This is a genomic window from Dehalococcoides sp. THU4, assembly GCF_043231265.1.
Taxonomy (GTDB): Bacteria; Chloroflexota; Dehalococcoidia; order Dehalococcoidales; family Dehalococcoidaceae; genus Dehalococcoides; species Dehalococcoides mccartyi.
The window spans coordinates 1,334,885-1,359,361 of the sequence record NZ_CP171266.1; the positions used below are offsets into that span (position 1 = coordinate 1,334,885).

At 47.9% G+C, this 24,477-nt stretch carries 32 protein-coding genes, 3 tRNA genes and 1 other annotated feature; of the genes, 7 read left to right on the forward strand and 28 right to left on the reverse strand.

Going from position 1 to position 24,477, the window contains the following annotated elements; all coding sequences use genetic code 11:
• Positions 1-7 precede the first annotated feature (7 nt).
• From ACE6F3_RS07145 to nusA, 7 genes are all read right to left on the reverse strand, one after another.
• Entirely contained in the window at positions 8-1,120 is a 1,113-nt protein-coding gene (locus tag ACE6F3_RS07145) for an inositol-3-phosphate synthase (RefSeq protein ID WP_010936681.1), read from the reverse strand.
• A gap of 146 nt (positions 1,121-1,266) precedes the next feature.
• On the reverse strand, positions 1,267-1,440 hold the full coding sequence (locus ACE6F3_RS07150; RefSeq protein WP_010936682.1) for a DUF5679 domain-containing protein: 174 nt from the start codon (positions 1,438-1,440) through the stop codon (positions 1,267-1,269).
• A gap of 46 nt (positions 1,441-1,486) precedes the next feature.
• On the reverse strand, positions 1,487-2,389 hold the full coding sequence (gene truB / locus ACE6F3_RS07155; protein WP_279115558.1) for a tRNA pseudouridine(55) synthase TruB: 903 nt from the start codon (positions 2,387-2,389) through the stop codon (positions 1,487-1,489).
• A 2-nt stretch (positions 2,390-2,391) separates the two neighbouring features.
• The gene (rbfA, locus tag ACE6F3_RS07160; RefSeq protein ID WP_010936684.1) at positions 2,392-2,748 is read right to left on the reverse strand and encodes a 30S ribosome-binding factor RbfA; all 357 of its coding nucleotides are present in this window, start codon (positions 2,746-2,748) and stop codon (positions 2,392-2,394) included.
• Positions 2,748-4,529, reverse strand: coding sequence for a translation initiation factor IF-2 (infB, locus tag ACE6F3_RS07165; protein ID WP_058292968.1), 1,782 nt, complete (start codon positions 4,527-4,529; stop codon positions 2,748-2,750). Before infB ends, rbfA begins: the two co-directional genes overlap by 1 nt.
• Entirely contained in the window at positions 4,510-4,824 is a 315-nt protein-coding gene (gene rnpM, locus ACE6F3_RS07170; protein ID WP_010936686.1) for an RNase P modulator RnpM, read from the reverse strand. Before rnpM ends, infB begins: the two co-directional genes overlap by 20 nt.
• On the reverse strand, positions 4,799-6,274 hold the full coding sequence (nusA, locus tag ACE6F3_RS07175) for a transcription termination factor NusA (RefSeq protein ID WP_279115556.1): 1,476 nt from the start codon (positions 6,272-6,274) through the stop codon (positions 4,799-4,801). Before nusA ends, rnpM begins: the two co-directional genes overlap by 26 nt.
• Before the next feature lie 189 nt (positions 6,275-6,463).
• Here nusA and ACE6F3_RS07180 point away from each other — a divergent pair, with 189 nt between their 5' ends.
• Together ACE6F3_RS07180 and ACE6F3_RS07185 are read left to right on the forward strand one after the other, a co-directional pair.
• Entirely contained in the window at positions 6,464-7,987 is a 1,524-nt protein-coding gene (locus tag ACE6F3_RS07180; RefSeq protein ID WP_103908389.1) for a YifB family Mg chelatase-like AAA ATPase, read from the forward strand.
• 1 nt (position 7,988) lies between these two features.
• Complete coding sequence (locus tag ACE6F3_RS07185; protein WP_103908390.1) at positions 7,989-8,855, forward strand: GNAT family N-acetyltransferase; 867 nt, start codon at positions 7,989-7,991, stop codon at positions 8,853-8,855.
• Between the two features lie 44 nt (positions 8,856-8,899).
• Here ACE6F3_RS07185 and ACE6F3_RS07190 read toward each other — a convergent pair whose 3' ends face one another.
• Complete coding sequence (locus tag ACE6F3_RS07190) at positions 8,900-9,328, reverse strand: GNAT family N-acetyltransferase (protein ID WP_236628457.1); 429 nt, start codon at positions 9,326-9,328, stop codon at positions 8,900-8,902.
• 109 nt (positions 9,329-9,437) lie between these two features.
• On the opposite strand from ACE6F3_RS07190, the gene ACE6F3_RS07195 reads away from it, so the two are divergent.
• Positions 9,438-10,082 (forward strand): DUF502 domain-containing protein, encoded by a 645-nt coding sequence (locus ACE6F3_RS07195; RefSeq protein ID WP_010936691.1) that lies wholly within the window; start codon positions 9,438-9,440, stop codon positions 10,080-10,082.
• 75 nt (positions 10,083-10,157) lie between these two features.
• Here the strand turns inward: ACE6F3_RS07195 and rplL are convergent, their stop codons facing one another.
• The 14 genes from rplL to ACE6F3_RS07265 all read right to left on the reverse strand — a co-directional run bounded on the left by rplL (position 10,158) and on the right by ACE6F3_RS07265 (position 18,056).
• Entirely contained in the window at positions 10,158-10,532 is a 375-nt protein-coding gene (rplL, locus tag ACE6F3_RS07200; protein WP_041342380.1) for a 50S ribosomal protein L7/L12, read from the reverse strand.
• A 35-nt stretch (positions 10,533-10,567) separates the two neighbouring features.
• Positions 10,568-11,098, reverse strand: coding sequence for a 50S ribosomal protein L10 (rplJ, locus tag ACE6F3_RS07205; RefSeq protein ID WP_010936693.1), 531 nt, complete (start codon positions 11,096-11,098; stop codon positions 10,568-10,570).
• 13 nt (positions 11,099-11,111) lie between these two features.
• Positions 11,112-11,244 (reverse strand) — a sequence feature (ribosomal protein L10 leader region).
• 11 nt (positions 11,245-11,255) lie between these two features.
• Positions 11,256-11,969 (reverse strand): 50S ribosomal protein L1, encoded by a 714-nt coding sequence (gene rplA, locus ACE6F3_RS07210; protein WP_010936694.1) that lies wholly within the window; start codon positions 11,967-11,969, stop codon positions 11,256-11,258.
• Positions 11,970-11,972: 3 nt separating this feature from the next.
• Positions 11,973-12,395: a 50S ribosomal protein L11 gene (gene rplK / locus ACE6F3_RS07215; protein ID WP_010936695.1), complete on the reverse strand. Its 423-nt coding sequence runs from the start codon at positions 12,393-12,395 to the stop codon at positions 11,973-11,975.
• An 18-nt stretch (positions 12,396-12,413) separates the two neighbouring features.
• Complete coding sequence (nusG, locus tag ACE6F3_RS07220; protein ID WP_041342383.1) at positions 12,414-12,947, reverse strand: transcription termination/antitermination protein NusG; 534 nt, start codon at positions 12,945-12,947, stop codon at positions 12,414-12,416.
• 45 nt (positions 12,948-12,992) lie between these two features.
• Complete coding sequence (gene secE, locus ACE6F3_RS07225) at positions 12,993-13,211, reverse strand: preprotein translocase subunit SecE (protein ID WP_010936697.1); 219 nt, start codon at positions 13,209-13,211, stop codon at positions 12,993-12,995.
• Positions 13,212-13,234: 23 nt separating this feature from the next.
• Positions 13,235-13,402, reverse strand: a complete 168-nt coding sequence (gene rpmG / locus ACE6F3_RS07230) for a 50S ribosomal protein L33 (RefSeq protein ID WP_010936698.1) — start codon at positions 13,400-13,402, stop codon at positions 13,235-13,237.
• Position 13,403: 1 nt separating this feature from the next.
• Positions 13,404-14,606 carry an elongation factor Tu gene (gene tuf, locus ACE6F3_RS07235; protein WP_010936699.1) on the reverse strand — a complete coding sequence of 401 codons (1,203 nt, stop codon included), beginning with the start codon at positions 14,604-14,606 and terminating at the stop codon, positions 13,404-13,406.
• 28 nt (positions 14,607-14,634) lie between these two features.
• Positions 14,635-14,710 (reverse strand) — tRNA-Thr (locus ACE6F3_RS07240).
• A gap of 62 nt (positions 14,711-14,772) precedes the next feature.
• A tRNA-Tyr gene (locus ACE6F3_RS07245) sits at positions 14,773-14,856 on the reverse strand.
• Positions 14,857-14,896: 40 nt separating this feature from the next.
• A tRNA-Thr gene (locus ACE6F3_RS07250) sits at positions 14,897-14,969 on the reverse strand.
• Between the two features lie 161 nt (positions 14,970-15,130).
• A complete protein-coding gene (locus ACE6F3_RS07255) occupies positions 15,131-15,844 on the reverse strand; it encodes a PIG-L family deacetylase (RefSeq protein ID WP_353914991.1) in 714 nt (237 codons plus the stop codon).
• 12 nt (positions 15,845-15,856) lie between these two features.
• Positions 15,857-17,074: a glycosyltransferase family 4 protein gene (locus tag ACE6F3_RS07260; protein WP_392654715.1), complete on the reverse strand. Its 1,218-nt coding sequence runs from the start codon at positions 17,072-17,074 to the stop codon at positions 15,857-15,859.
• 4 nt (positions 17,075-17,078) lie between these two features.
• Positions 17,079-18,056: a GNAT family N-acetyltransferase gene (locus ACE6F3_RS07265; protein WP_279115549.1), complete on the reverse strand. Its 978-nt coding sequence runs from the start codon at positions 18,054-18,056 to the stop codon at positions 17,079-17,081.
• A 126-nt stretch (positions 18,057-18,182) separates the two neighbouring features.
• Between ACE6F3_RS07265 and ACE6F3_RS07270 the strand changes: the two genes are divergently transcribed.
• Genes ACE6F3_RS07270 through ACE6F3_RS07280 form a run of 3 tightly spaced genes read left to right on the forward strand, consistent with a single transcriptional unit; the run spans position 18,183 to position 19,814 of the window.
• A complete protein-coding gene (locus tag ACE6F3_RS07270; RefSeq protein ID WP_010936704.1) occupies positions 18,183-18,521 on the forward strand; it encodes a metalloregulator ArsR/SmtB family transcription factor in 339 nt (112 codons plus the stop codon).
• Positions 18,521-19,552, forward strand: coding sequence for a permease (locus ACE6F3_RS07275; RefSeq protein ID WP_279115547.1), 1,032 nt, complete (start codon positions 18,521-18,523; stop codon positions 19,550-19,552). Before ACE6F3_RS07270 ends, ACE6F3_RS07275 begins: the two co-directional genes overlap by 1 nt.
• A 19-nt stretch (positions 19,553-19,571) precedes the next feature.
• A complete protein-coding gene (locus ACE6F3_RS07280; RefSeq protein WP_279115546.1) occupies positions 19,572-19,814 on the forward strand; it encodes a thioredoxin family protein in 243 nt (80 codons plus the stop codon).
• 73 nt (positions 19,815-19,887) lie between these two features.
• Here the strand turns inward: ACE6F3_RS07280 and ACE6F3_RS07285 are convergent, their stop codons facing one another.
• Positions 19,888-20,700 carry a DivIVA domain-containing protein gene (locus tag ACE6F3_RS07285; protein ID WP_279115545.1) on the reverse strand — a complete coding sequence of 271 codons (813 nt, stop codon included), beginning with the start codon at positions 20,698-20,700 and terminating at the stop codon, positions 19,888-19,890.
• Between the two features lie 254 nt (positions 20,701-20,954).
• Here ACE6F3_RS07285 and ACE6F3_RS07290 point away from each other — a divergent pair, with 254 nt between their 5' ends.
• The gene (locus ACE6F3_RS07290; protein WP_279115543.1) at positions 20,955-21,197 is read left to right on the forward strand and encodes a hypothetical protein; all 243 of its coding nucleotides are present in this window, start codon (positions 20,955-20,957) and stop codon (positions 21,195-21,197) included.
• Here the strand turns inward: ACE6F3_RS07290 and ACE6F3_RS07295 are convergent.
• From ACE6F3_RS07295 to ACE6F3_RS07315, 5 genes are all read right to left on the reverse strand, one after another.
• Positions 21,151-21,660 carry an HPP family protein gene (locus ACE6F3_RS07295; RefSeq protein ID WP_010936709.1) on the reverse strand — a complete coding sequence of 170 codons (510 nt, stop codon included), beginning with the start codon at positions 21,658-21,660 and terminating at the stop codon, positions 21,151-21,153. The genes ACE6F3_RS07290 and ACE6F3_RS07295 overlap by 47 nt on opposite strands.
• Positions 21,661-21,698: 38 nt before the next feature.
• The gene (locus tag ACE6F3_RS07300; protein ID WP_010936710.1) at positions 21,699-21,935 is read right to left on the reverse strand and encodes a hypothetical protein; all 237 of its coding nucleotides are present in this window, start codon (positions 21,933-21,935) and stop codon (positions 21,699-21,701) included.
• A 252-nt stretch (positions 21,936-22,187) separates the two neighbouring features.
• Positions 22,188-22,439, reverse strand: a complete 252-nt coding sequence (locus tag ACE6F3_RS07305) for a hypothetical protein (RefSeq protein WP_010936712.1) — start codon at positions 22,437-22,439, stop codon at positions 22,188-22,190.
• A 200-nt stretch (positions 22,440-22,639) separates the two neighbouring features.
• Positions 22,640-23,029, reverse strand: a complete 390-nt coding sequence (locus tag ACE6F3_RS07310) for an ACT domain-containing protein (RefSeq protein WP_010936713.1) — start codon at positions 23,027-23,029, stop codon at positions 22,640-22,642.
• A 20-nt stretch (positions 23,030-23,049) separates the two neighbouring features.
• Entirely contained in the window at positions 23,050-24,369 is a 1,320-nt protein-coding gene (locus ACE6F3_RS07315) for a phenylacetate--CoA ligase family protein (protein ID WP_279115540.1), read from the reverse strand.
• Positions 24,370-24,477: the final 108 nt, after the last annotated feature.

The window sequence follows — 24,477 nt, forward strand, 5'->3', positions numbered from 1 at the left end:
GTCCGGGTTATTTTTCTGCCTTTTTTTCAGCCTCGGCCATTTTTTTAGCAGAGGTCTTCTTTATAAACTCAGCCGTCATAGCGTGAGCAGCATCGTCAGTATACTGAACGGGAGGTGATTTCATAAAATATGAAGAAGGTTCGTTCAGTGAACCTGACATACCGTTATCCATAGCTAATTTACAGCAGCGGATAGCATCAATGACTACACCGGCGGAGTTGGGGCTGTCCCAAACTTCCAGCTTCATCTCCAAATTCAAGGGGACATCACCGAAAGTCCGGCCTTCCATGCGGATATGGCAGAACTTGCGGTCTTCAAGCCACGGCACGTAGTCACTGGGGCCTACATGAACGCAATCAGGGTCAAGCTTGTAATCAAGCTGGGAGGTAACTGCGTTGGTCTTGGAAATCTTCTTTGACTCCAAACGCTCGCGTTCAAGCATATTCATAAAGTCAGTGTTGCCGCCGAAGTTCAGCTGATAAGTCTTCTCCAGCTTTACACCGCGGTCACAGAAGAGTCTGGTCAGTACGCGGTGGGTAATAGTAGCACCCACCTGTGACTTGATATCATCACCGATAATAGGGACACCGGCAGTGACAAAACGCTGCTGCCAATATTTTTCCCGGGCAATAAATACCGGTATGCAGTTAACCATACCGCAGCCGGCTTCCAAAATCTGCTCTACATACCACTTGGTGGCTTCCTCGGAACCCACCGGCAGATAGTTGATAACAACATCTGTTTTGGTCTCTTTGAGGATTTTTACAATGTCAGCGGTAGAGCCGGGAGCCTTCTGAATAATCTGGGAAAGATACTTGCCCAGACCGTCATGGGTCATGCCGCGCTCAACCTTAACACCGGTTGCCGGAACATCAGTAAACTTAAAAGTATTGTTGGGCTTGGTAAAAATAGCTTCACTAATATCTTTGCCGACTTTGTTCTTGTCTACATCAAAGGCAGCGGTGAAATTAATGTCGCTGATGTGATAACCGCCAAGATTTACATGCATAAGACCGGGAACGAACTCAGTATCCTTAGCTTTGCGGTAATAGTGAACACCCTGTACCAGGGATGAAGCACAGTTACCAACACCGATAATGGCAACATTGATTTTACCCAATTTTTTCCGTTTTCTCCTTCCAACAGAAGAGGCTACCCTGAAACGTCACTAACCCTTCAGAAGATAACCTCTGAATAATTTGATACCATCTTTAAGCCCATCCGGGCATTTTTAAAGCCATTTCCCAGGATAAACTAAGCTTAACCCTAGCCTATTCTGTAAACCTTCCCGCCGCAAACAGGGCAGGTACCTTGCCAGGCTCCGCGACCATTTTTCAGAGTAACTCTCTTGGCATCTTTGACGTCAATCTTCTTGCGATCCTTGACACAATAAGCCTGTACCATGGCCGGTCTCCTTTCGGGTATTTTGGAATATATCATCTACTATTAGAGGCGCGTTGTCAAGCATTATAAGTATAATTTTAAGCTAATCCGCATTCTTTTTAGGGCATGAGCTCAGGAAGACTTTGGCAGGGTGCCAGCTGCCGTCAGTTTCAGGGCGGATTACAGCCGCAAAGCGGTTTTCAGCGCTATACACCGCCATAGCTTCCGGCTGCCCGGTCATTTCCAGCCTTATTTCCAACCCGTTTACCAGCCGGGTTATACTTTCATCATTAAGGGTTATACGCGGCAAATGCCCCACGGCGGCTTCCGGCGGCAGCAGAATATCCGCCAGCCTTCCTTCACTTTCAGCCGCTTCAAGGTCAGCCAAATCAAGTGAAGTTGTAAGGTGGAATGGGCCGTAAGATTCCCTGACCAGGGTTTTCAAATATGCCCCGCAGCCCAGTTTCCGGCCTAAATCAAAGGCTATAGACCGTATATACGTACCGTGTCCGCACTCTATCCGCAAACGCAGTACAGGTGAAGCAAAACCGAGGAATTCAATGCCGTAAATCACAGCTTTACGCGGGTTTCTTTCAACCTCTATCCCCTGCCGTGCCAGATTATACAGACGAACCCCGCGGTGTTTTACCGCACTGTACATGGGGGGAATCTGGGTTATCTCACCCAGAAAATCCGGCAAAGCATTACGCACCATATCAGCAGTAATATGTTCACAGCTCTTTCGGGAAGTAACCTCCCCTTCGCTGTCATAGCTATCAGTTTCCGTACCCAGCTCTATTTCAGCCAGATAGGTTTTGCGGACTGAAGAAAGGTACTCTATCAGGCGGGTTGCATTTCCCAGAAAAACAGGTATAACCCCGGTGGCACTCGGGTCAAGCGTACCGCCATGCCCTACCCTTTTCTGAGAGTAAATATGCCTTACTTTTGAGACCACCCCGAAAGAGGTCAAACCTGAAGGTTTGTTGATATTCAAGATGCCATTCATGGCTAATCTTCAGGCTGGTGTTGAGTAACCCGGTCAATAAGGGTATTCAGGCGAACACCCCTTTCAATAGTATCATCCCAGATAAAATTGAAAACCGGCATATAGCGTATATCAGTCTTTTTAGCTATTTCGGTGCGAAAAAAACCGGCCGCTGCGTTTAAAGCGGCCAGTATTTCATCTTTATGTTCATCACCGGCCAGATGGCTCACATATACAGTGGCATGGCGCATATCTTCAGATACATCTACCTCGTTTACAGACAAAAGCGTATCCAGACGCGGGTCACGCACCTCTTTTTGGAGGAGAGCGCTTATATCTGCCCGAAACAGCTGGTTAAGTTTCTTTACCCGCCGTGACATCAGCGTGATTTTTCCTTATGATAAAATTCCAAAATATCACTCTTCTGGAAATCATTGAAATCTTTCAAGCCTACGCCGCACTCATAACCGGCCACCACTTCTTTAACATCATCCTTAAAGCGGCGGAGACTGTTGCTGGGGGCATCTACAATCACTTCGCCACCCCTAAGCAGCCTTACCTGAGAATTCTTTAGAACCTTGCCTTCCAGTACCATACAACCGGCAATGCTAAGCTTTTTAGTGCTTTCAAAGACTGCCCGCACTTCAGCCCGGCCGTCAATAACTTCTTTAATAGTGGGTTCAAGCAGACCCTGAACAGCTTTCTCCACATCTTCTACCAGTTTATAAATAATGTCATAATGCCGGATATCAATATCTTCGGCATCCGCCAGACGCTGGGCATTGGTTTCTATGCCAGTGCTGAAGCCGATAATCAAGCCACCGGAAGCCATAGCCAGCATAACATCACTCTCGGTTATGTTACCGACACCGCTGCGGTTTATGTTTATCTTTATCTTATCGGTACTCAGTTTTTCCAGTGAATCTTTAATGGGTTCAAGGCTGCCTTGAACATCAGTTTTAAGTATTATGTTAAGCTCTTTGATATTGCCCTTGCTAACCTGGTCATACACATTAGTCAGGCTGACTGCGTTTGTTTTACGGGTAATCTGGCTGTTTTCATTAACCATATCCCTGGCCTGTTTTTCGGTGGCCACGGCTATAATCTTGTCACCTACCTGAGGCACACTTTCCATACCCAGCAAGGCCACCGGAGTGGAGGGTTCAGCCTTCTTGATGCGTTTACCCACATCATTAAACATAGCTTTTACCCGCCCCCAGGTAGTGCCGGCAACCACGGTGTCTCCCAGTTTCAGAGTACCGCTCTGAACTAGAACAGTAGCCATAGGGCCTCTGTTCTTATCCATTTCAGCTTCAATAACCACACCGCTGGCAGGCTGATTGGGGTCAGCCCGCAAATCTTCAAGTTCGGCAATCAGCAAAACTGCTTCCAGCAGTTCATTTATACCCTTCTTTTCACGGGCAGAAGTGGGAATGGCCAAAGTATCACCGCCCCATTCCTCAACTACCAGCCCAGCCTCAGCCAGCTGCTGTTTGACCCTGTCCGGATTAGCTTCGGGTTTGTCCATCTTGTTTATAGCCAAAATAATAGGTACACCGGCGGCTTTGGCATGGTCAAGCGCTTCCAGCGTCTGCGGCATAACGCCGTCATCAGCGGCAACTACCAGAATAGTAATATCGGTAGCCTGAGCACCCCGGGCGCGCATGGCAGTAAAAGCTTCATGGCCGGGGGTATCCAGAAAAGTTATCTTTTGGCCTTTGATTTCTACCTGATAAGCACCGATATGCTGGGTAATGCCGCCCGCTTCTTTTTCCATAACATTGGTGGAGCGTATAGCATCAAGCAGACGGGTTTTACCATGGTCTACATGGCCCATAATGGTTACAACCGGCGGGCGAAGGGGGAAATTACTCAGTTTTTCTTTAGCGGGAGAGACCTTTTTGGCGGCGCTTTTCTTAAGAACCTTAAGCTTAGCCTCAAAACCAGCCGCCTCTACAATACCCTTGGCAACCTCAAACTCTATAACCTGATTTATATTAGCCATAATGCCCTTGCGCATAAGGGCCTTAATAACTTCAACCGGATTTGTATCCAGACTATCAGCCAGCTCTTTTACCGATACCGCCGCCCCAAGTTCAATAACCTTAGCCGGAGGGGCAACTTCAGTCTTGGCGCTTGATTTACTTGTCTTCTCTACCATTTTCCTTCACCTCACACACTTCGCGCCCATATTTCAACAATTCTTCGCGGTTCTCCGGAGTAATGGCAATCTTCAAAGCATGGGTAATATAACTGCCCTTCAGCCCGGATTCCCAGCAGGCCATATCTCTGCACAAATAGGCTCCGCGTCCTTCCAGACGCCCGCTATGGTCTACCCTTACGTCATTATCTTCTGTTCTTACCAGCCGGATAAGCTCTTGTTTAGCCTTTTCGGTACGGCAGGCGATACAAGTCCGCATGGGCACAAATTTAGAAGTCGATTTCCTCTGATTCATAATCCGTTACATTCCGCCGTTTTTTGCCCTTCAGCTTGATACCATCTTCAGCGGTATCTTTGCCTTTGACGGTCTTTTTCTTGTTTTTACCCTTGTTTTTATCATCTATGACTATTTCACGCCGGGGCAGCAAATCTTCTGCAAAACGCAGTTTGACTGTATCACCCTCAGCCACTTTATCAAGTACATTAAGGGGCACCACCACACCCTGTTCTTCAGGCACGGCTTCAGTCTTGGCAGGTGTTTCCTTTACCGCCGGTTCGGATATTATAGCCTCAGGCATGACCGGCTCAAGAGGTTCTGATTCGGACTTGGCAGCAGGTGCAGCGGCAGGCTGTTTTTCAATAACCTTTTCGGTTATGGCAGGCTTTTCAGTTTCCCCCTGCTTGCGGGCAGTTTCTTCCGCCCGTTCCACCTCTTCGTCAGAGGCACTCTTTATATCAATCCGCCAGCCGGTCAGTTTAACCGCCAGACGCACATTCTGTCCTTCTTTACCAATACCCAAACTCAGCTGGCGGTCAGGTATGACCACAATAGCAGATTTTTCAGCTTCGTTCAGGATAACTTTTGTAACCTGAGCAGGGCTAAGTGAATTGGCAATAAAATTAGCTATTTCACTATCCCAGGCCACCACATCTATCTTTTCGCCGTTCAGTTCACTGACAATATTCTGAATGCGGATACCCCGCAAACCCACACAGCAACCCACCGGGTCAATCCCCGGCTGTAAAGCGCCTACCGCTACTTTAGATCGTGAACCGGCTTCACGGGCAACCGCCTTTATCTCTACCAGTTGGTTAAAAACCTCCGGCACTTCCATTTCAAACAGACGCCGTACCAAACCGGGGTGAGAACGCGAAACAATAACAGCCGGGCCTTTGGCTGTTTTAGCCACATCCACTACATATACCTTTATACGCTGCCCGGCCCGATACCTTTCACCGTATGCCTGTTCGCTGGCGGGCATTATGGCTTCCACCCGGCCTATATCCACAGTAATCTGCTTGGGCTCTATACGCTGAACCACGCCTACCAGGGTGTCACCCGCCTTGGAGGCATATTCGTCAAAAATAGCCGTATTTTCCGCTTCATGCAGACGCTGCAGGATAACCTGCTTGGCAGTTTGGGCAGCAATACGCCCGGCATCAGCCGGAGTATCTTCAACCATCATAAGGTCGCCTATCTTGGCATCAGCTTTCAGCCGTTTGGCCTCAAGCAAACGCATTTCCTGGCGGCTGTCAGTCACTTTTTCAACTACCAGCTTTTCGGCCATGACCTTTACCTTGCCAGTCAGCTGGTCTATCTTCACCGCGATATTCTGGTTTGGAGCAAAGCTCTCTTTACGATAAGCCGATACCAAAGCCGACTCAACGGTAGCAAGTACTACTTCCTTTGGCAGATTCTTTTCTGCCGAGAGCTGGGTGATAGCGAGCAAAAAGTCGCTTTTCATCTCGGTTATGTATCCTCCTCAGTTTATCCCGATACAACAAAAAAGTGGGTTTGAACCCACCTCAACAACGTGATTTAGCTTTTACAGCAGTATAACACAAACCCCATGCCTTAGCAATACACAGCCGTTCAAAAACTGCCATGCATATCCCGTTGACACCCCCTGTGCTTAACGCTAACATTAACTATTATGCTTGCCAAAGTATCAAGTTGTGCAATTATCGGACTGGAAGGCACTATTGTTGAAGTAGAAGCCGATATCTCGGCCGGGCTGCCCTCATTTACCATTGTAGGGCTGCCTGATACCGCCATTCAGGAGGCCCGCGAACGGGTAAGGGCTGCAATTAGAAACTCCGGTTTCACTTTTCCGGTAAAGCGAATTGTGGCCAATCTGGCACCGGCTGATTTCAAGAAAGCCGGCCCGGCATATGACCTTTCCATTGCACTGGCTATCCTTATAAGTTCCGAACAGTTAAAAGCAGCAGATGTTTCCAACACAGTGTTTCTGGGGGAACTCTCCCTTGACGGCAGCCTGCGCCATACCGCCGGCATACTGCCTATGTCAGCCCTGGCTTTTCAAAAAGGATACCGCAATATAATTGTACCCGCCTGTGATGCCGCTGAGGCTTCGCTGGTAGAGGGGGCTAACATATTACCCTTTACAACCCTGGCGGAACTGGCGGAATACCTGCAAGGTAACCGCCCGGCACCTGAAGTAACTAAATCTAAAGAAGAGCCAAAAAACGATATTCCGGCAAATTATGTTGACCTGTCTTTTATAAAAGGGCAGGAAAATGTAAAACGGGCACTGGAAGTAGCCGCCGCCGGCGGGCACAATATGGTAATGACCGGTCCGCCCGGCAGCGGTAAAACCATGCTGGCAAGGGCACTGGTTTCAATACTTCCGCCCATGACCAGTGCCGAATCTCTGGAAATAACCAAGATATACAGCGTGGCCGGGCTGCTGCCGCCTGATACCCCTTTAATACATAACCGCCCCATCCGCTCCCCCCATTACACTATTTCTTCAGCCGGGCTGGTCGGCGGAGGCACTTTCCCCAAACCGGGAGAAATCAGCTTAAGCCACCGCGGGGTTCTTTTTCTGGATGAACTGCCGGAATTCGGTCACAGCCTGCTTGAGCTTCTCCGCCAGCCGCTGGAAGACAAAACCGTGACCATCAGCCGGGCGCAGGGGAGTGTCAGCTTTCCAGCTAACTTTATGCTGGTGGGTGCCATGAATCCCTGTCCCTGCGGGTTTTATGGTGATAATACCAAGCACTGTACCTGCCCGCCGGGTTCGGTAATACGTTACCAACGGCGGATAAGCGGGCCGTTTTTAGACAGGATAGATATAGTTATAGAAGTACCCCGCATAGAGTACGAAAAGCTTTCCAGCGAACATCTGGCTGAAACATCTGAAACAGTCCGCCAAAGAGTAGCAAGCTGCAGGATTATCCAGCTTGAGCGTTTTCGCGGCAGCAAAATACTTTCCAATGCCGAAATGACACCGGCAGAGATACGGCGTTTTTGCACACTGGAAGGGGATGCCCAGAATCTGCTTCGTTTGGCAACCAAACAGCTGTTTCTTTCGGCCAGAGCCTACCACCGCATATTAAAATTAGCCCGCACCATTGCTGACCTTGAAAATAATGATATAATCAAATCACATCATGTGGCCGAGGCAATCCAGTATCGGCCGCGCTGGCAGGTATAAAATGAAAGAACCATTAGTTCTTCAAACCCCCCGTCTGGAATTGATACCGGCAAATTCGGACATGCTTAACTGCGAAATTCAAGATACAAAACAGCTGGGGCAGTTACTTGGGGCAGAAATCCCGACCAGCTGGCCGCCGGAAGGCTACGGCTGTGAAACCCTGAAGCGGTTACTGACAAAGTATGATGTAAAAACAGGCTATCTCAACTGGTATATCATACTTAACCAATCCGGCATTCACCGCCAGCTTATCGGTCAGGCCGGATTTAAAGGGGAACCTACCGCCGAAGGCCGCATGGAAATAGATTACTCCATATTAGAGCATTACCAGCACCACGGATACGCTATGGAAGCAGTTCACAGCCTTATCGGCTGGATATTTGGTGACCAAAGCGTCAGAGAGATTATTGCCCAGACATATCCGGAATCTATAGCCGCCCAGAAACTTCTGGTAAAAATAGGCTTCAGCGCTTCCGGTAAAGGCGCAGAGCCGGGTACAATTCTTTTTACCCTCCCACGCGAAGATTATAAAACCGAACTGCCGCCCATATCTGAAGGAGATAAAACTATGAAAGAAGATTTAAAAGCTAATTCCCGCAAGGCTGCTGAGAGTTTCGGAGAGATGCTGGCCGCTTTCGGAAGCGCCGTCAGCGAAATATTTAATGACCCCTCGTTAAAAGAGAAGGCCAAAGAATTTGGGCGGAGTGTCTCAAATTCGGCCGGAGCTGTCACAGACCGTTTTAAAGACGAGGAGGTAAAGGTAAAATTTAAAGAAGTGGGTGACGCTGCCCAGAGTTTCGGCAAGAACGTGAGCAATATCTTCAAGGACGACAAAAAAGAACCCAAAAAGCCGGATACCGAAACTTAGATTATTTGGCAGATAGTTCACAAAATGAAACCCGGCCTGGGTACTTACAGGCGGAGATACATCTGAATATGCTCTATGCCGTCTTCCATAAAGGTATCCCCCTGGGGGGTATAACCCAAACTGGCATAGAAACCGACCGCACTTGTCTGGGCATGCACCACCACCCTGTCCGCCTGTTCCGTTTTCAGCAGTTCGGCCGCATATTCCATAATCTTCCGTCCCAGACCAAATTTGCGGTGGTCTCTGTCCACCGCCACTCTTTCAATCTTGGCAAGGTTTTTATCCAGCAACCTTATGCGGCAGCAGGCTAGTGCCCGTTCTCCATTATGTATAACCAGATGACGGGCGCTTTTATCATGCTGGTCATATTCGGTATCAGGGTCAATCCCCTGTTCAGTCACAAACACCCGGTACCGAAGGTCAAAAACCATCTTCAAAATATTTTCATCTGCAACTAAACAAACTTGATACATAATCATGGTATTATATTTAAACTGCAGCGGGCATTCAAATTAAAAAAATATATTCTTTTTGCCCTTTACTGCTAGAATATATAAAACCATATGCACCCGGAGGTCAAATATGTCATCATCCAACAATCAGGCCCTGAAAACACTGAGAAACCGCTTTTTGACCGGGCTGGCCTTTGTCTTACCCATAGGGGCGGCTCTGGGATTGCTGATTTGGGTATTTAACATTATAGACGGGCTATTAAAACCGGTTATAGAGTTTTTCTTTAACTGGTACTTCCCCGGCCTGGGTCTTCTGGTAACCCTGGTTCTGATATATCTGGTTGGTCTGATTTTAAGCAACTATTTTGGTAAACAAATACTGGGCTGGGTTGATAAAATACTAGTCAAAGTACCCATTTTCAATCAGGTATATAACAGTGCCAAGCAGGTCATAGAAACGCTGGGAGTAAGCAACAAGGTCTCTTTCAAGGAGGCGGTAATGGTGGAATTCCCCCGCACCGGAATGCACAGCCTGGCGTTTATTACCAATGAAACCACAAATTCGGCTGGTGAAAAATTGTATCTGGTATATGTGCCCGGCTCTCCAAACCCCACCAGCGGTTTTTTGGAACTTCTCAGGGAGAACCAGATTGAACGGGTAAATGTTTCGGTTGAAGATGCCATGAAAACCCTTATTTCCTGCGGTCTGGTATTTCCGGATAATGTTCAGGCGATTGATGTCGGCAAAGGGGATTTGCACCCCAATAAACTCTAGGGCACCAGTTTTCGGGCATAAAGAAGGGCGGGATTTAAACCCCGCCCTTTGTTTTTGGTTTCAGCTAACAGTAATTTATTTGATTTCTACGGTAGCGCCAGCGGCCTCAAGAGCCTTCTTGGCGGCGTCAGCTTCTTCCTTGCTGACATTCTCTTTAACAGCCTTGGGGGCGGCCTCAACCATATCCTTGGCTTCTTTAAGACCCAGGCTGGTAAGTTCGCGGACAGCCTTGATTACGTTAATCTTGTTGGCGCCAACATCTTTCAGGATGACATTGAATTCGGTCTTTTCTTCTTCAGCAGCAGCGGCAACAGCGGCACCACCAGCAGCGGGGGCGGCTACGGCAACAGCAGCGCTTACACCGAATTCCTTTTCAAGGGCCTTTACCAGTTCGGACAGTTCAATAACGGTCATGCCCTTAATGGCACTCATCATTTCGTCAATAGTCATGAAAATAACTCCTTATTATATTTTTATTACTTTATTTAGCCTTCAAGCTGTTTCATACGGGCTTGAAGTACCACGGCCAAACCACGGGCAGGGCCATTGAGAACCATTGCCAAACCGGCAATAGGACTCTGCATACCAGCCAAAACCTTGCTGATAAGCACTTCGCGAGACGGCAACTTGGCAAGTTCGGCTACTTCTTCAACGGAAATAAGCTTGTTGCTGAGATAACCGCCGGTTACTTTCAAAGTAGACTTGGAGCCAGCCAGATAGTCCATCAGGACTTTAGCCGGGGCAACCACATCACTTGAAGAGTAAGCCATAGCCACAGGACCTTCAAACGCACTCTTGATATTTGCATGGTCAGTGTTGTCAGCTGCGCGCCGGGCCAGGGTATTTTTAAGTACCCGGTAACCTACACCAGCTTCACGCAGCTTCATGCGTATTGTAGTCAGCTCCGATGTACTGATACCGCGGTAATCGGTAAAAACCGCAGACTGGGCAACAGCTAAAGCGTCAGTTAACTCATCAACTGCTATCTTTTTCTTTTCACGTATCTTTTTTACCAAACCGCACCTCCTTTTCTAAAAAAATAGAGTCCTTATGCCAAAGCACAAGGACTCAAGAAAACCCTTAGTAAAAAGTCTTGTATCCTCAGCAGGCAGCGTATTAAGCCCGAAGGCACCCACGTCTCAGGAAATATTCAGTTATAAAACCAGGGCTGACTTATGCGCCACCCATGGCGGAAACAGCCCGAAGGTCCATCTTAACACCAGGCCCCATGGTAGTAGCCAGGTAAGCACTCTTGATATACTGCCCCTTAGCACCGGTCGGCTTTGAGCGGATAATAGCATCTACCACAGAGGTCATATTCTCCAGCAGAGCCTGACCTTCAAAACTGGCCTTGCCCAGTATAATATGCACAATGCCGGAACGGTCTAACTTAAATTCCACCCGCCCCTTGCGGGCTTCCTCGATAACTTGTTTGAAATCTTCGGCCGGTACCACAGTACCGCTCTTGGGGTTAGGCATAAGGCCGCGCCGGCCCAAAACTTTACCCAGTTTACCAACCTTGCTCATCATGTCAGGGGTGGATATAGCCACATCAAAATCAAGGAAACCGGCTTCAACCTTCTTTATCAGTTCGTCGCCGCCGTATACATCAGCACCGGCTGCCTGGGCCGCTTTTTCAGCTTCACCCTGAGCAAACACCAGTACACGTACAGTCTTACCCAATCCATGAGGCAGCACAGCCACGCCGCGCAACTGCTGGGTAGCATTTTTAGGATCAAGGCCCATCTTCAGATGCATCTCAACGGTTTCATCAAACTTGGCAGCGGCCATTTTTTTGGCCACATCAATAGCTTCAGCCGGAGCGTAAGCCAGACTCTGGTCAAGCAATTTTATTGCGTCCTGATATTTTTTACCGCGTGTTACCATCTGTTATTCCACCTTAATGCCCATGCTGCGGGCAGTACCTTCAATAATTCTCTCAGCACCCTCAATATTAACCGCATTCAGGTCTTTCATCTTGACCGAAGCAATTTCCCTGAGCTGCCCCTTTGAGATAACGGCAACTACGCTCTTGCTGGGAGTACCCGAACCGGCCTCAACACCAGCCGCCTTTTTCAAAAGGTCAGCCGCCGGAGGGGTCTTGGTAATAAAGGTAAAAGAGCGGTCATCATATATGGTTATCTCAGCAGGTACAATAGTGCCCGCCATAGAGGCTGTGCGGTCATTATATTCCTTACAGAACCCCATGATATTGATACCGTGCTGACCCAGCGCCGGACCAATGGGAGGAGCAGGATTGGCTTTACCTGCGGGTATCTGTAACTTTACAATTGCCTTTACTTTTTTTGCCACGTATGTCTCCTAAAGCCTCTAGAGCTTTTCGACCTGCAAAAAGTCAAGCTCTACCGGAGTTTCCCGCCCGAACAGGGAGAGAAGCACCTTAACCTTGCCTTTTTCAGTATTAATTTCGTCTACCATGCCGATAAAATCAACAAACGGCCCGTCAATAACCCTGACACTCTGCCCCTTGCGGAAACCGACCTTAACCCTGGGTGATTCGGCTTCCATCTGGTCCAGAATGCGGCTGACTTCTTCAGGCGGCAAATTGGTAGGCTTGCCTTCTGACCCTACAAAGCCGGTCACACCGGGGGTATTGCGGACTATAGTCCAGCTTTTATCGTTCATATTCATCTGCACCAGCACATAGCCGGGCAGTATTTTTTTCCTTATGGTACGCCGCAGACCGTTTTTGACTTCAACTTCTTCTTCGGTAGGCAGTACAACCCGCTCTATATCATCCTCGGCATCCATAGATTTAATCCGCTCTTCAAGACCCTTGCGGACTCTCTCTTCGTGCCCGGAGTAGGTATGCACTACATACCAGTTCTTCTGTTTAACAGTCATAAAATCTCACCCGTCAGTTGGCAACCCATAACATTTCTAAACGTACTATTTCACAAATACGTTATCAATAAACCAGCTAAAGCCGTAATCTACAACGCCCAGTAAAATACCAACCGCTATAGCAACCACCAAAACCATGGTAGTAAGCTTTATCACGTCTGGCCGTGAAGGCCAGACTACTTTTTTCAATTCGGCAACAAGGTTGGAAAAGAAACCAGGTTTCTTACCAGCCGCCTTGGCAGTTTGCTGTGCGGAAGGACACATATTACCTAGCTCTCCTCCTCAAATTACTTGGTCTCGCGATGTACCTTTGCCTCACGGCACCGCGGGCAGTACTTGTTAAGCTCTATACGCCTGGGATCGTTGCGCTTGTTCTTTTCAGTGGTGTAGTTTCTTTCACCACAGTCAGTACAAGCCATATTTATCACAATTCTTGTGTCAGTTTTTTTGGCCATATTACGACAATACCTGAGAGATGGCACCCGCACCAACGGTTTTACCGCCTTCGCGGATGGCAAAACGCATACCCTTTTCCATAGCTACCGGATAGATAGTGGAAATCTTCATTTTTACATGGTCTCCGGGTACAACCATCTCAACGCCTTCGGGAAGATGAATTTCGCCGGTTACATCAGTAGTTCCAAAGAAGAACTGGGGCTTGTAGCCATTGAAAAAAGGAGTATGGCGGCCGCCCTCATCCTTGCTGAGTACATAAACTTCAGCTTCGGCATTAATATGGGGCTTGATAGAGCCGGGTTTGGCAAGTACCATACCGCGCTCAATATCTTCACGCTCAACACCGCGGAGAAGCAACCCAACAGCATCGCCAGGTTCAGCGGAGTCAAGAATCTTATGGAACATCTCCAAGCTGGTAACAACAATCTTGCGGGGTTCATGATGCAGACCAACCAGGTCAACTTCATCGCCGCCTTTAATAATACCGCGTTCAACACGGCCGGTAGCAACAGTACCGCGTCCCTTGATGCTGAATACGTCTTCAACCTTCATCAGGAAGGGCTTGTCAACCGGGCGGGGAGGAATGGGTATGTAGGAATCAACAGCATCCATCAGCTTCCAGATTCTGCCGCACCATTCACATTCACGTTTGCCGCAGCCGCATTCAAGGGCTTTAATGGCACTTACCCGTACAATCGGTATTTCGTCACCGGGGAAAGAGTTTTTGGTAAGAAGTTCACGAACCTCAAGCTCAACCAGCTCAAGCAGTTCTTCATCATCCATCATGTCACATTTGTTAAGGGCTACTACTACAGCAGGTACTTCTACCTGGTGAATCAGCAGTACGTGTTCGCGGGTCTGGGGCATGGGGCCATCAGGCGCGGAAACTACCAGAATAGCGCCGTCCATCTGGGCAGCACCGGTAATCATATTCTTGATATAGTCAGCATGTCCAGGGCAGTCAATATGGGCATAATGCCTGGTCTCGGTCTGATATTCAATATGAGAAATAGCAATAGTCAGACCTCTAGCTTTTTCCTCAGGAGCGTTATCAATCTGGTCATAGGCGCGGAAATCAGCCCAGCCCTTGGTTGAAAGGGTTCGGGTAATAGCCGCTGTCAAGGTAGTTTTGCCATGGTCTACATGCCCAATAGTGCCTACATTACAATGAGGCTTAGAGCGGTCAAACTTTTGCTTTGCCATTTCTTTTAATTATTCCCCCTTATTATTATGGAGCCCACAATCAGATTCGAACTGATGACCCCGTTCTTACCAAGAACGTGCTCTACCTACTGAGCTATGTGGGCAACGCTTACATTATATTTATTTTAATACCCACTGTCTAGCCCGACGGGGTCATAAAATACTCTGGAGAGGGCAGGGTTCGAACCTGCGTAGCCCTTAGGGCGGCAGATTTACAGTCTGCTCCGATTAACCACTCCGGCACCTCTCCATGATGCTGTTAAAAAAGCCCAAAAAAAAGTTAGCGGCTCAGCCCGAGAGGGGATTCGAACCCGCTAACCTACCGATTACAAGTCGGTTGCGCTTCCTTTGCGCCACTCGGGCAATATTTTTATCACGTTTCAGGCTGATTGTCAAACAATCAAAGTGAGATTATACGTAAATAAAGCTCCAAAGTCAAGCAAAATCAGCTGTTTTCGTATCTATTTTCGCAGACAGCCAGAGCCACGGCCATTTTAGCCAAATACCCCAAAGACGGCTGTCCATTACCACCACATATCCACCCGGTGAAATGACTCGGTCCTTATATACTTTTCGGCATCAGGGTACATCTCAGTGTATGTACTGATATCGCTCTTACCGCTTAGGGCCGAAATAACCTCGTCCATCCGGCCTCCGCCCTGGCTTTTATGGCAGGAAATGGATTTAAGTTTAAGTATGGCCGTCTGGCTTATATCAACCTCATAGTTAGGCTCCTGGGGGTTTGAAAGCAAAAGCTCACTCACTTTATGCGGCTCCAAACCTTCGGCAATAAGGTCAGGGTAAGCCAAATGGTCACGCGAATACGGGAAAATAGCGTCCATTACGGCTTCTCCGCACTGGCGGTGGTCTCTATGCCACCACATATAACGCTGATACGGGTCTGTAGTAATAACCGTAAACGGTTTGAAAGTGCGTATCTGGCGTACCAGTTCTTTGCGCAGTTCAGGCGTATTTTCAAGCCCCTGGTCAGGTTTGCCCAGGAAAACTACCCTGCCAACCCCCAGTACGGCTGCCGCCTGACGCTGCTCTTCTTCACGTATCTTTATCAGCTCCAACGGTATCATATTGCGGTCAGAAGTGCCTTTATCTCCATTGGTACAGACTACATAAGCCACTTTTTTACCTTCGGCGGTCATTTTGGCAATAGTACCGCCTGCCCCGAATTCGGCATCATCCGGATGAGGCATTATAACCAACACATCAACTTTGAAAGACATAACCCCTCCGTTCTAAACAATCTCTGCTGTTTTGGCAGATAAAATAGCATAATACACAGACTCTACCTGAGCCGATACAGATTGCCAGGCGTATTTACCGGCTATTTCCCTTATAGCTTTGCGGTCAATTTCTTTCTGGTAAAGCCATTCCTTCATGCAACCAGCCAGCTGTTCCGGCTGATTGCCGGGGGTAAGACAGCCGTTTACGCCTGGGCAAATTATGTCAGGCGCAACCCCCACCCTGCCGCTAATCACCGGAGTGCCGCAGGCCATAGCTTCCAGGATAACCATGCCGAAACTCTCATAATAAGAGGGAACTACGCAAACTCTGGCGGCATTATAATAACCTGCCAGCATATCCTGCCTGACCGCCCCGTAAAATTTCACTTTATCCGAGATGCCAAGTTCTCCGGCCAGAGCTTCCAGCCGGTTTCTTTCCCCCTGGCTGTATTCATCACCGCCCACCACCATAAGCTCCATATCACTATCAATCAGGGCAACCGCCCTCAGCAGATTATCCAGCCCCTTCAGCTTCTCCAGCCGCCCCACAAATAATGCCTTAGGCACTTGGGAAAGCCCCAGGACCGCTTCAGATTCGGTGCGGCTGGCCAGAGAGAAGAGATTGGTATTTACCCCGCAGGGAATTACCCGTATTTTATCCGCTGACGACTGATACAAAGATATCAGGTCTTCTTTTTCATTTTGGGTAGAGGCTATTATCAGGTCGGTTTCCTGGACTATATTCTGCTCGGCATCTAAGCGAAGCTGAGGGTCAACCTGGGCCTGCATCAAACGGTTTTTAACCTTTCCCAGGGTGTGAAACATAACCAGATGGGGTACATTCCAGTGCTTACTTAAAACCAGCCCGGCTCTGGCAGACAGCCAGTAATGGCTGTGGATAAGGTCATATGTAATACCCTCGTGTTTACGGAATTTTTCCAGCCCGCAGACAAAGCTCTCCAGATGCTCATACTGGGCCAGCTTGCCCATATCCTCTACCGGCCCGGCCTGAATATGAATAAGCCGCACGTTCGGGGCTAAAAACTCCCAGACATCATCACGGGGGTCATGGGCGCGGGTATAAATATCAACCTGGTGCCCTAAACGGCCTAAAGTCCGGGCCAGTTCGCAGATATACACATTCATACCGCCGGTATCCCGTCCGCCGGGCTGCCCCAGAGGACAGCTGTGCAAGCTGATAAGTGCAATACGTAATTTTTTTCTGGCCAAAAGTTTATACCTGACTATCCAGAGTTATGCGGCAGCGGTAAACCGGCTGGGATTTCCCGCCCAGATGAAATTTATATTTTTCCTCTCCGCGCAGAAAATCAAAGGCATCATAGCCTTTTTCAATAGAATCCTTAATAGCCAGCATTTTAGACAGCACTCCCACACTAAGGTTGGAATACTCCGGGTTGTAGCCGCTGTTATACAAGTATCTTATATTATTATAATCAAAGCAAAACAGACTTGCCAAAACAGTCTCCCCGGTTTTTAGAAAAATAAGACGCAGATAGCCCTGACTGCCAAGCCAGTCTGCCAGCTGCTTAAAATAGCAGCGCATTTCCGGATTAAGGAAAACTGCTTTCTCAGGGTGGCTGAGCTCCATCTGGTCAAGCAAAATATCTAGATCACCGGGGCTGGTCACTACTTCCAGCCTGGGTGTCAGAGTTTCCTCAAGACGGCGTAATTTGCGTTTAAGTTCATGGCGCTGGTGCTTTTCCAGCCCTGCCAGGTATTTTTCAAAGTCAGCCGGCAGCTCAAGCAGCGGAGAAACGTCTGCCTGTTCGCAAACTACCAAAATACCTTTTTCTTTCGCCAGCGGCAGCAGAACGTCATAAGCCTGGGAACGGGCTGTAAGCCCCTCCAGTTCCAGCACCTCAACCTGGTTTTGCTTCAAGAGCTTAAGCAGCAACTCAAAATATCCGGCCTGATGGCCGGGTTTTACCGCAAAATCCAGGTAATCAAAAACATTTCCGTCAGCTATAAAACGGGCAACCCCGCTGTCTATCCGCAAGGCTATAAGCCCCACCGTCTCAGACCCCAAAGTCACCAGCCCGCAAACTTGCCTGCCGGGCGGAGAAAAACACTTCTGCCAGACAGACTGCCAGCCAGGGTGCAGAAAGGGATAAACAAAATTAAGCCCGTTTTGGCTGGACGCAAAATCAGAGCTTAATTTCTCAAGGCTGAGTTCCTTAAAAACATATACCATCTTTAAAGCATAGCACCTGCCCGTTTTTAAGACAATTTTGGGTATACAGGCCTGATATGTATTTGACAGCCCTGCCGAATAGTTTTAATATATTCTTATATGCTAATATACGCATATGGGGGTTTTATGGAAAAATATGCATCCATTTTTAAAGCACTGGCAGATGAATACCGTCTGCGGATACTGAGTTTACTTTTCAAACAGGAGTGCTGCGTCTGTGAAATCCAGCAGGCACTGGGCATAAGCCAGACTTCTGCTTCCCGTCACCTGCAAAACCTGCATCAGGCCGGGCTGATAAAACTCCGCCGTGATGGTTTATGGGCACTGTATTCGGTAAACTGGGCTGAATTTGCACCTGACCTTAAAAAGGTCATGCAGAGCGTATCAGCCATGCTGGAACAAAACCCGCAGGCAGACACAGATTTCGGGCAGCTAAAATCCAGCTGCAGAAGAAGTAACGGCTAATGGACTTTATACTGAGTTTGCTGGCGGGCGGCTTTTCCGCCCTGCTGGAATACCTTTCCGCCCACGTGATAGCCTGTCTGGTTCCGGCATTTTTTATTGCCGGGGCTATTTCGGTTTTCCTTGACCCGTACATAGTCACCAAATATTTCGGCAGTAAAGTAAACCCGTTTGTCTCATACAGCATTGCCTCTATTTCAGGGTTTATACTGGCCGTATGCTCCTGCACTGTTTTGCCGCTTTTTGCCGGTATTTACAAACGCGGCGGAGGTATCGGCCCGGCAGTCACCTTTCTTTATTCCGGCCCGGCCATAAGTATTCTGGCGGTCTCCCTGTCTGCCGGAGTACTTGGCTACGATATCGGTATTGCCAGAGCTATCTTTGCCATCATATTTTCTATACTAATCGGGCTTATTATGGCCTACCTATTCCGCAAAGATAAGCTGGATACCGCCCAGCAGATAACCAGCCTGCCCGCAGATACGGCCGCTAAACGCCCTCTATACCAGACCTTGGTTTATTTCGGCAGTCTGATTGCCATACTGATATTCGCATCCGCCAAAAATATACCCGTATTCCTGCTGGCACTTTTAGTATTGCTCTTCTGCCTGTGGCGGTTTTTCAATATGTCTCAGATAAAAGAATGGCTTTCCGAAACATGGCGTTTTGTGAAGCTTATTTTCCCGTGGCTGGTAGGCGGCATTTTTATAGCCGGGGTTTTAAAAACCCTTATTCCGGCTGATTTTATCACCAGCTACATGGGCAGCAATAACCCTGTTTCAAACCTTATAGCCTCGCTTTCGGGGGCGTTACTCTATTTTGCCACCCTGACCGAAGTCCCTATAGTCAAGGCATTTGTTGATTTAGGTATGGACAACGGCCCGGCACTGGCTCTGCTGCTAGCAGGACCGGCTGTTTCTTTACCCGGTTTCCTGGTTATCCGCAAAATACTGGGTAACCGCAAAGCCCTCACCTATATAGGGCTGGTAATCCTTAGTTCAAGTTTAGCCGGGTTTATATTCGGCATATTCTAATATCAAAGGGAGAAAAGACATGATAATCAAAGTACTGGGCACAGGATGCGCCAAGTGCAACAAACTGGAAGAAATGACCAAGGAAGCCGTACTGGAACTGGGTTTGTCAGCCCAGATTGTAAAAGTAAAAGATATAGACAAAATATCAGCCTATCCCGTACTGATGACCCCGGCACTGGTCATAGATGAAGAGGTGGTTGTATCTGGCAAACTGCCCACCAAAGAGGAAATGCAAAAACTCCTGCTCTCCAAAGCCAGCTAAACACAAATAAAAAGGCCGGCACACCGGGGCTTAATTCCCCTTCAAACTGTGCCGGCCACTCCCTTAGAATGCTTTACTTAACGGCGTTGGCCACCAGAGATATTTCGTATTTACGCCGTACAATCCCGCTCCCGTTGGGGCTGGCCGGAATTTCATTTACCTTGCCTACCATACTCAGTTTCTTAAGCACATCCAGCAGGCTGTTGGGCTTATTTTCATATACTATAATCACCGGGTGATTGGGGCGGGGTATCAGCTCTACCACCTCAACCTCACTGGCGTTTTCCAGCTGGTCCATTATTTTAGTTATTTTCACCGCATCTACTGGCGGCAGTATCTCCAGCTCTATTTCCTTGTCACGTACAATCAATTCTCTGGTATCCGATTCCAGAATATCTGAGGTGTCCACTGACTTAGCCATAAAATCACTTTGTTCACGCACAGGTGTTTCTTTAACCGGGGCGGTCATTACAGGCTCAGCCGTGACTGCTGTCCCCTCAGACTTAAAATCAAAATCCTTGTCCAGGCTGTTTACCTGCTGCTTCAGAGTGTTCAGTTGGCGGTAAATCTGTTCGTACACTTTCCTGGCTTTTTCCTCAGCCTTTGCAATCAGGCTGTCTGACTCTGCTTTAGCTTTAGCCACAGCCTCTTCTTTAAGCCTCGCCGCCAGCTTATCAGCCTCTATAACCGTGGTGTCTGCCAGTTTCTTCAGGGAATCCAGATGCTCAGCCTGCTCTTTCATTCTGGCAAGTTCGGCCGTATAGCGGCTATTTTCCTCAAGCAGTTTTTCTATAAATACCTTAACCTGTTCGGGGTCAAGCCCTTTTTGGATTATGCTAAATTCGTGGTCATTTATGGTGAATATATTGGGGTTATTGCCTGCCATTTCTATACCCTCCAATCAGTATGCCTTAAAAGCATAGTTGTTTATCTGAGTATAGTTAAATAGCCAGATAGTAACTTTTAGATAGTTACCTAAGTACCATAAATATTTAGCCGGAGCCGAATAAAACTAAAGCAATTAATGCCGCATTTAGCGGGCCAAAACCCACCTGAACACTCGTCATCAGACAGTCAACTATGCTACCTTATCTACCCTAACTATACCCCAACTATACCAAACTATAGTACGGTATTCAGGTGCCAATACCAGAGCGGGACTGTCCGCTGGGGCTGACTGTTTGGCGTAGCGCTTTCCCTTACAGATGTGTACGCTGCGGGGAGTACCTGAAACGCTGTACCAAAAATGCGGTTGAACTCAGCCACTCCCCGCTTTCAGGCATAGAGGATATACCGGCTGAAAATGAAACCTGGCCGGTTATGGCCAGCCAGGAGTTCAAGCCAGATCTTTTAAAAAACCCTTCATCCGACTTTGAGCCATAGACAGCACCAGAGCACTGGTAACCACCGCAATCAATACCCCGGGGCTAAAGCCTGTTATGGCAACACCCAAAGCGGTACCCGCCGCCGGAGCGTGTTTTAAATCCATAATCATCATCAAAAAAATGCAAAGCCCCACTGCCAGAGCGTAAACCAGGGCATCAGTCAGCATATATTGGTGAGGTATCAAATTTACCAGACACCCAATACAAAATCCCAGTACGTGCCCCCAGAAAATACGGCGCGGCACAGCCGGGGGTGAACTGGGCTGAGTAAAAACAATGAAGGCCGTGGAAGCAATAGACGCAATAACGACCGCATTTTCAATGCTAAGTGTCAGGGCAATTATAAAAAGTACAAGGGTGGCCAGAAAGCTTTGAAAAAGATATAGTTTCCAGTGTATTTTGAGCTCACGTATCCGTTTCAGCAGATAACGGTATGCTTTTCTCAAATAACCTAGATGCATTTAAATTCTCAAGTACTCCCGGCCACCCCGGCCATTTTCTAAGCTAAATACATATCCTGTGTGGAAGCTATAAACTCATTGTGGCAAATGGGGCAGTAAAATGCGGCCTTTTCCACTGACATCGTAGTAGTATCATGTTTCTCTACCCTTGAAACCTGGGCTTCAAACCCGTCTTTGGGGCATTTGGCGCAAATATAGCGCTTATAGCCAGACTCAGTTTCGGTAAAGACTTTGGCATCAGCCAGCAGTTCACAAATAAGCTCAGTCTCAGACATGCAAACCCTCCGGATAGTATTATTTTTTTATTATACCCTAAAACTGTTTTTTTTAAATCCCGGCTTCAAATATATAGAGTTACCCATAGCTGATAATGGGCGTATTTTGCTTGTTTTCCGCCTCAAAACGCACTAAAAACAGTGTTATCTCAAGTCTTAAAGCAAATGAAGGCGGTTATTTTTTAAAATAAAAAACCGGCTCCTTTTAGGGGGAGCCGGGTAGCTTTCTATTTCAGCTTTGGGATAACCGTATTATTTCTGGGGTTTGTTTTCGTGGGTGGCAAGCTCTGTAGTAATGTCTTCCACCATTTTGTTAAAGACGTTGCGGATCTTCTTCATAACAGCCTCAGCGGCTTCTTCGCCAGCCCTGCGCGCTTCTTCAGCGGCCTTTCTGGCATCTGCGGCGGCCTGTTCTGCCCGGATAATACTGCCGTCAATTTCGTCCAGTATCTGGGGCAGGGGCTTGCTTAAGATCTCGTGACTGCCTTTTGTTGGTTGGTTCACTGCTTTCCTCCTCCTCTAGCACATCCTGAAAGTATTATACAATTTATAAATATTTATTTTTTAAGCTACCTATAGCTAAGGCCAAAATAATTTTTATTATGTAAATTTATCTGCCGGCATTCCCCATCTAAAACAAATATCCCACCCCCAAAGGGGTGGGACACTCAGACATGATACAACCTGTAATTTTATAACCAACTTCAGCCTAAGATAGTTTCAGCTTTCTCAGGGTTGCTAACCTTCAGCACTATCCTGGCCCGACCCGGTGTAGAATCCAAAAAGGCATAGAAATAATCTATATTTATATCAGCTTTGCCAAGCGGTTCAACTACTGTCTTCAAAAGCCCGCTGGGAATATCCGGGATTTCAGCCGTAACCATCATATCCGTACGGCTGGTAAAACCGGCTTTTTTAAGTGCCTCTGCCCCGTCATCAGGATTATCTAAAATCATGCGGACAATACCGAATTCGGCGGTTTCACTAACAGATAAGGCCCGGATATTTATTTTTGACTTATCCATAGCCTGCAAGATTGCAGACAAACGCCCGGGTTTATTTTCCACAAAAACGGAAACCTGTTTTATCATCATTTTCCTCTTCCTCCTGGTTGCTACCTGTTTTCAGGTAATTCGGAACGGTCAATAACCCTTTTTGCTTTGCCCTCAGTCCGGGCCAGACTGCGCGGTTCTACCAGCTTGATTTTGGCGCGTATACCCAGTACGCTATCCAGCTCGGCCTGAAGTTTTTTCTGAAGGGCATTCAAACCGGCCATTTCGTCAGAGAAAATGCCTTCGGAAACTTCCACCCATATTTCCAGCTCATCTGAGGCAAAAGCATTGTGCCTGTCTACTATTATCTGGTAATGGGGTTCAATACCCTCTACGGTAAGTAGAACACTTTCAATCTGGGAGGGGAACACTGAAACGCCCCTTACCCGTATCATATCATCACTCCGGCCGGATATCTGTGCCATACGCACCATAGTCCGCCCGCAGCCACACTTTTCAGGCATCAGGCTGGTAATGTCTTTAGTCCGGAAACGCAGTACCGGCTGGGCCTGTTTGTTTATGGTGGTAATTACCAGTTCTCCTTTTTGGCCGTAAGGAAGTACTTCACCCGTTTCAGGGTTTATTATCTCCACCAGGAAATTATCCTCCCAGATATGCAGGCCGCATTTCTGGGGACATTCCATAGCCACACCCGGCCCGGTTATTTCGGTCAGGCCATATATATTAAGGGCGGTTATACCCAGCTTGGCTTCTATTTCGCGGCGCATATTTTCGCTCCACGGCTCGGCACCCATAATGCCCAGCTTGAGCGAAGAATTATGAAAATCCAGGCCCATTTCCTTGCCGGCTTCATACATTATCAGGGAGTAAGACGGGGTACAGCTAATGACCGTAGTACCCAAATCCTGCAGCAGCATTAGCTGGCGTTTGGTGTTTCCGGTAGAGGCCGGCACTACCGCCACCCCCAGTTTTTCCGCCCCGTAATGAAGCCCCAGCCCGCCGGTAAAAAGCCCGTAACCGTAAGCGTTCTGCAAAATATCTTCAGGCACTACCCCGGCACAGCTTAAGGAACGGGCTATCAGTTCAGCCCAGGTATCCACATCCTTGGCGGTATAGGGAGCGATAACAGGCTTGCCGGTAGTACCGGACGAAGACTGTATGCGGGATATTTCATTTTTAGGCACACAGCATAATCCGAAGGGATAGTTCTGCCGGAAATCTTCTTTACTTGTAAAGGGAAGGCGGGCTATGTCTTTTAAGGTTTTTATATCGGCGGGTTTTACCCCCAGTTTATCCATACTCTGGCGGTAAAAAGAGTTTCGCTCATAGATATAAGAGACTGTCTCCTGAAGTCTTTTCAGCTGCAATTCTTCCAGCTGCGGCCGGGGAAGGGTTTCATATTCGGGGCTACGTATAACCACTGGCTCCTCCTAATATAATGACAACTATATAACAGGGTAAACGGAATTACCCTGGCAAATACTGCCGGCAAAAAGTATAACAGGGAATATTTTACCCCTTTTTCTCTA